The following is a 6210-nucleotide window of genomic DNA, read 5'->3' on the forward strand; positions in this document are numbered from 1 at the left end:
TGCCGGACTCTTTATGTTACATGGAGTAAATCAGGTTAGACTCACTTATCTCATCAGAGTAGATGCTGACATGTGTTGCTTTAAGCATTAGAGTGCTGTTGGCCTTGTTACGGCCTCTGTATTCACAGCTTTCTGGCTTGAGGTTAAATCTAAATATCAGTTCAGATTTCTGTTGTTCCAATGCCAGAGCATATGCTGCGCTTCTGGGCAGCGAAATATAAAAGGAATCTTTTTTGTTTCTGCGACTTCTTCTTGTGTTTAAAGCCGACTCATTATCGGTGACATGATAGTGTAATGAGGTATTGTCGTTGTAATGTCTGTTGGTGCCGAGATTACGTGCCATCCAGATCTCTCGATCATCTAGTTTGGTGATGGCTGCCATAAGGAAAGAGCCGGAAGTGTTCGAAATGCTCGTAATGTTAGGCCAGCGAGTTCGGTTTTGTGAGTTAAGTTTTAACTCAATGTTTTTCTTCTTTTCATCGTAAGTGCCGACTTTTCCTGTCCTGATAGCAACCAAAGGGATTGACGGGTTATATCCGGTTTTGCTGATATATTCATCAAAGGTTTTTTCCGCATACCTGCGGGCTGTATTGTGAGCGCGTTGGGCGTCTATTGTTTCAGTAGCTTTGAATCGCTCAACTTCATCTTGTTCATTACCCTTGATGTACCAGTTTCGAGTAAATTTTTTGTCCTGAAGCAACTCGCTTTTACACTGTGACAACCACAATGCCAGCTGTGGGGAAGAAATGCTTTCACCCAAATAAATTGAATCGGGTGATAGATCCATTCCTTTATTACTTGGCGTACTATTACAGCCTGCTAAAGTGGGTACTAAGAGTAAAGTACATAACCTGGAAAGATTTTTGAACTTGAACATGCATCATGCCTTATTGTGTCCTTGTGGTGTTTAAATTTTAAGCAAAAAAGATGTGGTGTTCAAAGGTTGTTTTGTGAAAATTTTGGGTCAATCAAATTGAAGGTAGGGCTCAGAAAGGCGTTAAGTCAGGGATTTTCTTCGAGCAGACTGAGTGCCATGCTGGCCATTTTAACGCAGTTGCGCCCGGCATGTTTGGCATCGTACAAGGCGCTGTCGGCCTGATTTTGGGTGCTTTCGAACCCTTGCTGGCTGATCTCCCGGGTACAGGCAATGCCAATACTGATGGTTAACGGCGTGTCCTGTAACCCCAGTTGCAGGCTTTGCTTTGCAAAGGAGGCTTGTAGTTTGTTTGCACTTGCCACCGCCATGTCGGGCTGCATATCGAACAGCACCAGGCAAAACTCTTCGCCACCCCAGCGCGCCTGCAGATCGGCGCTGCGAAAGTGGTTTTTTAGCACTTCGGCAAGGCAAACAATCGCGCGGTCGCCATTGTGGTGACCGTATAAGTCGTTAACGCGTTTAAAGAGGTCGAGATCAATCATCATCACGGTGAGCGAATCACACTTGCGCTTGCTCAGGGGCAGCAGCTCGTTTAGTTGTCGGGCCAGGCCGCGACGATTAAGCAGTCCCGTCAGCAGGTCGTGGTTGGCGGCAAATTCTAACTCTTTAACAAAGCGTCCGGCACTGAGCAGCAACAAAATGGGGGCACCCGCCAGGATCCCCAATAACGCTGCCACCCAGGTATAGCCTGCAACCCAGTTAAAGGCCTCGCCTATCTGCGGCAAATTGCCCAGCGCACCTTGCAGGGTATAAAGAACGGAAAAAGACACTTCCAGTAACACCACGCCGACGGTGATCCTGGCAGCCAGAAACTCATTTTTGTCCTGCCGTGCGTGCCTGTACAGCACCCAGGCGTAATGACAGCGCACGGCAATCAGCCACACACCAATCAAGGTAATACGCAGCTCCCTGTCGGGGACTAAGGTGGCGGTCAGCCAGGAGATAAGCAAAATAGGCAAGACTAACCAGGCGATTTTTTGTTTAGAGGGCGTACGCTTAACAAACTGCCAGGTGCCAATCAGCCAGGCTGAGTGCCCCAGTATCAGGAAAGTATTAAAAGTTAAAACGCGCCACTGAACGTCCAGATTTTGCATGGTTAGCTGCGCCAGATAGGCAAAGGAAAGCAGCAACATGGCCAGTGACCACAGGCGTGTGCCCTCAATCGTTTGTGTCATTTTTGAGATCACAAACAGTACAGTGGCGCCAGCAAGAGACGCAATCCATAACGACAGCATCAGTGTAAGATCATGAACCTGCATTAAATCGACCTATGTGTATTCAAGTTGCTGTCCCTGGGTGCCCTTAAACAGGCCTTCTATTGGACTTTTATTAGTCTTCAAGCATAGCACTGACGGACCCAGATGCGCAGCGGTTGTGTGAAATTCACACTGTACATAGAGAATTCAGCTGTTTGGCGCTTTTGTTAATGTAAACAAAGGTAAATAGTGTTTCTCTTTTAACATATTGATATTAGATTGGTTATAGAAGAGTGGTGCGCTGATAGCCGATGAGCGCATTAATCTCACTTGATAAAAAGCGGTGGAGCAATTAATGTTCCCATTAGTACTTCATTTGTTAATTTATTGATATGTTGAAAGTGTCTACTTACATATTGATGGGCGCCATTGGGTTGGTGTCGTGTGCTTCATTGCTTTTTTATGACAGTGAGCAGGCCCATCCTGATGCGCCGGTCGCGTTGGCCGGGCAGCATAGTGCGCCACTGAATGTGGCACAGCTGCAACTGGCTATGACACATGAGCCGGAGTCTGCTGCGTCTGGCTATAAAGACAGTGACGTCAGGCTGCCACAGCATGAATTGCAAAGTACTTACTACACCATCAACAAAGAGTCGCAGCACGCCAGAGCATTTTTTAAATCGAGCACCACTGTGCCTTATGAGTTGTACAACGAAGCCTATATGGAGCTGGATGTAAAAAGCATTCGTACTTTGGCGTTGGGCGACAGCTTTGAATTTTTAATTCCTCAGACTCAGGAAAAAATTTGCTCTGAAATCGTCGATATCACACAGACAGATCAGGAAAAGCGGCTGACCGGGCAAGTGGGCAAGCATGCAGACGAGCGCTATCAAGTGCACCTGACTTTAACTAACGACGTAATTTACGGCCAGATCCAGCTGCCAAGTGGTAACTATATGTTTGAATCATATGGACAATATGCCTGGGTCGCTGCAAAACGAAATATCCACACACCACCGCTCAAAAATGCACCTGTGTATAGTCATAAGCCCACAGGATCTCCCCCGACCAGTGGCGGGCGAGCATCATCACCAAACATCACCTTTGACACCCGTTTATGATGGCGCAATGCGCTTGGGTAACCTTGTTGTTAATTTAAAATGTTAATGTGAAAAGTTTGCGTTAATAAAAATGTAATCTAGAGTATATATTCTTGCCTCGAATTCAACGACGGGAGTATATATGAAGTTATCAAGGTTGGCTCATATCACAGCTAAATCGGTTGCAATTGCAGCCATTGCATGGTCTTTTGGCGCGAATGCGTTGCCACAGTGCCCAGATCCAAGCTGGATTGAGCAAAACTATGTCAAACCTGACGTGCCCAGTGCCGGGTATCGCAATGGACTTAATCGCTTGATTACCTGGTTGCCCAGTTTTCATATGGTACATGACGAAGTAGTAGCAGAGGGCAATAGTGTAAAAGTAACCGCAAAGTTTGATTACGGCGCGGTTGCACACAAAGACCTGGAATTTGAAACGGTCCGCTTTTATCTGCGCGGACAGCAAGACAGCGACTGGCGCTACCTGGGCGATGCCGTAACCAACAGCGACGGCAAGGCCAGTGTCACCCTACCAGCTATGAACGCAGGCCAGTACCGCATTTATGCCGCAGTGCCAGCCGATGGCACCGGGGCGGAAGGGTTTGTTACTGTTATTCAGCCCAATACACCGGCCGTACTGTTTGATATTGACGGCACTTTAACCGAGTCGGACGCCGAGCAAATTGGTGACTACACAGGGATTGATCGCGCCGACGAAAAAGAGGGCGCATACAGCCTGGTACGGCGTTATCTGGATCTGGGATATCAGCCGGTTTACCTGACCGCGCGTGTTTACTGGTATGCCAAAGGCACCCGCGACTGGTTAAACTGGATGGGGCTGCCACGTGGTTTTCTGCGTACCTCTTTGAGCAATGAAACCAGCCTGTTCAGAACCGCTGAATACAAAATTGAGCAGATCCAGCAACTGCAATCGCAGGGCCTGAATATTGTGCGCGCCTATGGTAATGCAAAAACCGACGCCGAAGCCTTTATTCGCGCCGGACTGGGCGCACAAAACAGCTTCACCATAGGCCCGGATGCCGGACACTACGGCACCACGGCTATTACCAACAATAGCTACTATTCACATATTACCAATGAGGTAGACACCTACCCCGCGGCGCAGTGTGAGTAATGTCAGAATATGGGCTTGCGTAATGGCAAGCCCATCTAAGTCCAAAAATAGAGAATTTTATTTCCCAAACAACTGCTTACCACAAATTTTAATGCAGGTATCCTGTACTTTTTTAAATCGATATTTATAATGCGCGCAGTTTTTCCCGTGCACGCGGGCTTTGAATTAAGTCGTATCATAAAGAGTAATTAAGGAAAGATATGAAGCAGTTATCGTGGGTGGCTGGATTAGCCGCAGTATTGGCTGGCGCACCAGCTATGGCACACAGTATCAACTTTGATAAAGTGGAAGTTGGGTATAAGCGTTTTAAAGTGTCTGAAGACATGGATCTCGAGCCATTTAATATGGACACGTTGACAGGTGTGAATTTGTCGCTCAGCAAGCGCTTTGACAACTATTATGTTGAAGGCAACTACTACAATGTTGATGATGAGCAAACATCATCAAAGCGCTTATCTGACGTTGCAGATATCAGTGTAAACCTGGAGCTTGAAATCGTGCAGTTTACAGTGGGGATGGGTTATATCTGGGAGCTGGATGACACGGCTTTGTTCGATGTGAGCCTGCATGCTGGTCGCGTTGAGTTGAAAGGCAGCGGAGATTACGCGATCACTCAACTGGGCGAGATACGACACAGTGAACAAGGTTCAGACTCAGATGATGACAATATCTATCGTTTGCGTGGTCAATATCAGACCCGGGTGATGAATGACATTGAGTTAAGAGCGGGACTGGGCTTTGAAAAGAGCAGTGGTGAAGATAGCGACAGCAACCCTTTGTTTTTTGTAGGGGCAGGCTATCACTTTAACGCTATGTTCTCTGTCAATACCGAGTATCGGCATGTTGATGATTACAAAACGCTGGATGTGAATTTCAGATATAGCTTCTAAGCGCCAAAGGCCAGTCTCCGGACTGGCCTTTTTGGTTGCATTGCGCGTCCAGTATAGGGTGTTGTTTTATTTGCACCCGCTCTCATCTTCCACTAACATTGGAGAAAATCCGGAAACTTTTTGGAGTAATTATGGCAGACAGCAAAAAAACTGAAGTACGCTTTTCCGTTGACGCAGACTACCTGGCTCAGTTACAGCAACGCTTAGGGTTAAAAAAATCCAGCGATCTGACCAAAGTAGCACTGACTTTACTGGACTGGGCTTCAGACGAAGTGGTGCACGACAGAGCCATTTTATCGGCAGATAAGCAAGGTAAAGACGTACATCGACTGGTTATGCCTGAACTCAACAACATCAACAAATCAAAACCCAACGCACAACACTAGGTACACAGGATGACGGGTAACGCACAGGACAGCGACCAAAACCACACACAAACCCCATGGCAAAACCTGGACTTAAGCACCGCCCAGGACTCATCACCCATGGAAGCCCCGGTCTCCGACCCGGAGCCACTCACAGGTAAAGAAAAAGCCGGCGTAAACCTCACCTGGGGGATCATTGCCGTGCTAATCGGCTTTTTGCTGATCATTCTCAGTATTTTTGTCTGGGGCGAAATCCGCTTTTTTAACGCCATTACCGCTAACCCCAACAACACACTGACCGCCGAACAAATGCAGGCCAAACTCGAACTGCTCGCTACCCAGCGCGCCACCTTCCGCGCCTTCTGGTTCGACACCCTCCAGCTGATCATACTCAACGTGCTGTTCCCAACTCTGACTGCATTGCTGGGGTATGTATTTGGCACCAGCAGGAATAATGGGGCGTAAAGGACGTTTCAGTTCATTGGTTAATATATTTACCAATGTCTATATCTAATCGCTAAAAAACCTGAAATAGTGAAAGGGAGCGCTAACCCTTAGTTCTCATGAAAACCCCGGGAGGTTAGCGC

General features: G+C 47.3%; 7 protein-coding genes. 5 read left to right on the forward strand and 2 right to left on the reverse strand.

The features are described 5' to 3' along the window. Positions 1 to 16: 16 nt before the first annotated feature. Together TW77_RS11580 and TW77_RS11585 are read right to left on the reverse strand one after the other, a co-directional pair. Positions 17 to 877 (reverse strand): hypothetical protein, encoded by an 861-nt coding sequence (locus TW77_RS11580; protein ID WP_156158654.1) that lies wholly within the window; start codon positions 875 to 877, stop codon positions 17 to 19. Positions 878 to 1002: 125 nt separating this feature from the next. Then, positions 1003 to 2196 (reverse strand): GGDEF domain-containing protein, encoded by a 1194-nt coding sequence (locus TW77_RS11585; RefSeq protein WP_046005139.1) that lies wholly within the window; start codon positions 2194 to 2196, stop codon positions 1003 to 1005. Between the two features lie 338 nt (positions 2197 to 2534). On the opposite strand from TW77_RS11585, the gene TW77_RS24270 reads away from it, so the two are divergent. The 5 genes from TW77_RS24270 (at position 2535) to TW77_RS11610 (ending at position 6088) form a co-directional block, all read left to right on the forward strand. Next, entirely contained in the window at positions 2535 to 3254 is a 720-nt protein-coding gene (locus TW77_RS24270) for a hypothetical protein (protein WP_156158655.1), read from the forward strand. Between the two features lie 121 nt (positions 3255 to 3375). Next, positions 3376 to 4368 carry an LNS2 domain-containing protein gene (locus TW77_RS11595; protein WP_046005140.1) on the forward strand — a complete coding sequence of 331 codons (993 nt, stop codon included), beginning with the start codon at positions 3376 to 3378 and terminating at the stop codon, positions 4366 to 4368. A 200-nt stretch (positions 4369 to 4568) separates the two neighbouring features. After that, positions 4569 to 5258 carry an outer membrane beta-barrel protein gene (locus tag TW77_RS11600; RefSeq protein ID WP_046005141.1) on the forward strand — a complete coding sequence of 230 codons (690 nt, stop codon included), beginning with the start codon at positions 4569 to 4571 and terminating at the stop codon, positions 5256 to 5258. Between the two features lie 131 nt (positions 5259 to 5389). Then, positions 5390 to 5644 (forward strand): hypothetical protein, encoded by a 255-nt coding sequence (locus TW77_RS11605; protein WP_046005142.1) that lies wholly within the window; start codon positions 5390 to 5392, stop codon positions 5642 to 5644. 9 nt (positions 5645 to 5653) lie between these two features. After that, positions 5654 to 6088 carry a hypothetical protein gene (locus tag TW77_RS11610; protein ID WP_046005143.1) on the forward strand — a complete coding sequence of 145 codons (435 nt, stop codon included), beginning with the start codon at positions 5654 to 5656 and terminating at the stop codon, positions 6086 to 6088. Positions 6089 to 6210: the final 122 nt, after the last annotated feature.

It is taken from the genome of Pseudoalteromonas rubra (genome assembly GCF_000967655.1).
Taxonomy (GTDB): Bacteria; Pseudomonadota; Gammaproteobacteria; order Enterobacterales; family Alteromonadaceae; genus Pseudoalteromonas; species Pseudoalteromonas rubra_A.

Coding starts and splice junctions, on each gene's coding strand:
- TW77_RS11580 (WP_156158654.1), bottom strand. CDS start 877: ATGTTCAAGTTCAAAAATCTTTCCAGGTTATGTACTTTACTCTTAGTA.
- TW77_RS11585 (WP_046005139.1), bottom strand. CDS start 2,196: ATGCAGGTTCATGATCTTACACTGATGCTGTCGTTATGGATTGCGTCT.
- TW77_RS11595 (WP_046005140.1), top strand. CDS start 3,376: ATGAAGTTATCAAGGTTGGCTCATATCACAGCTAAATCGGTTGCAATT.
- TW77_RS11600 (WP_046005141.1), top strand. CDS start 4,569: ATGAAGCAGTTATCGTGGGTGGCTGGATTAGCCGCAGTATTGGCTGGC.
- TW77_RS11605 (WP_046005142.1), top strand. CDS start 5,390: ATGGCAGACAGCAAAAAAACTGAAGTACGCTTTTCCGTTGACGCAGAC.
- TW77_RS11610 (WP_046005143.1), top strand. CDS start 5,654: ATGACGGGTAACGCACAGGACAGCGACCAAAACCACACACAAACCCCA.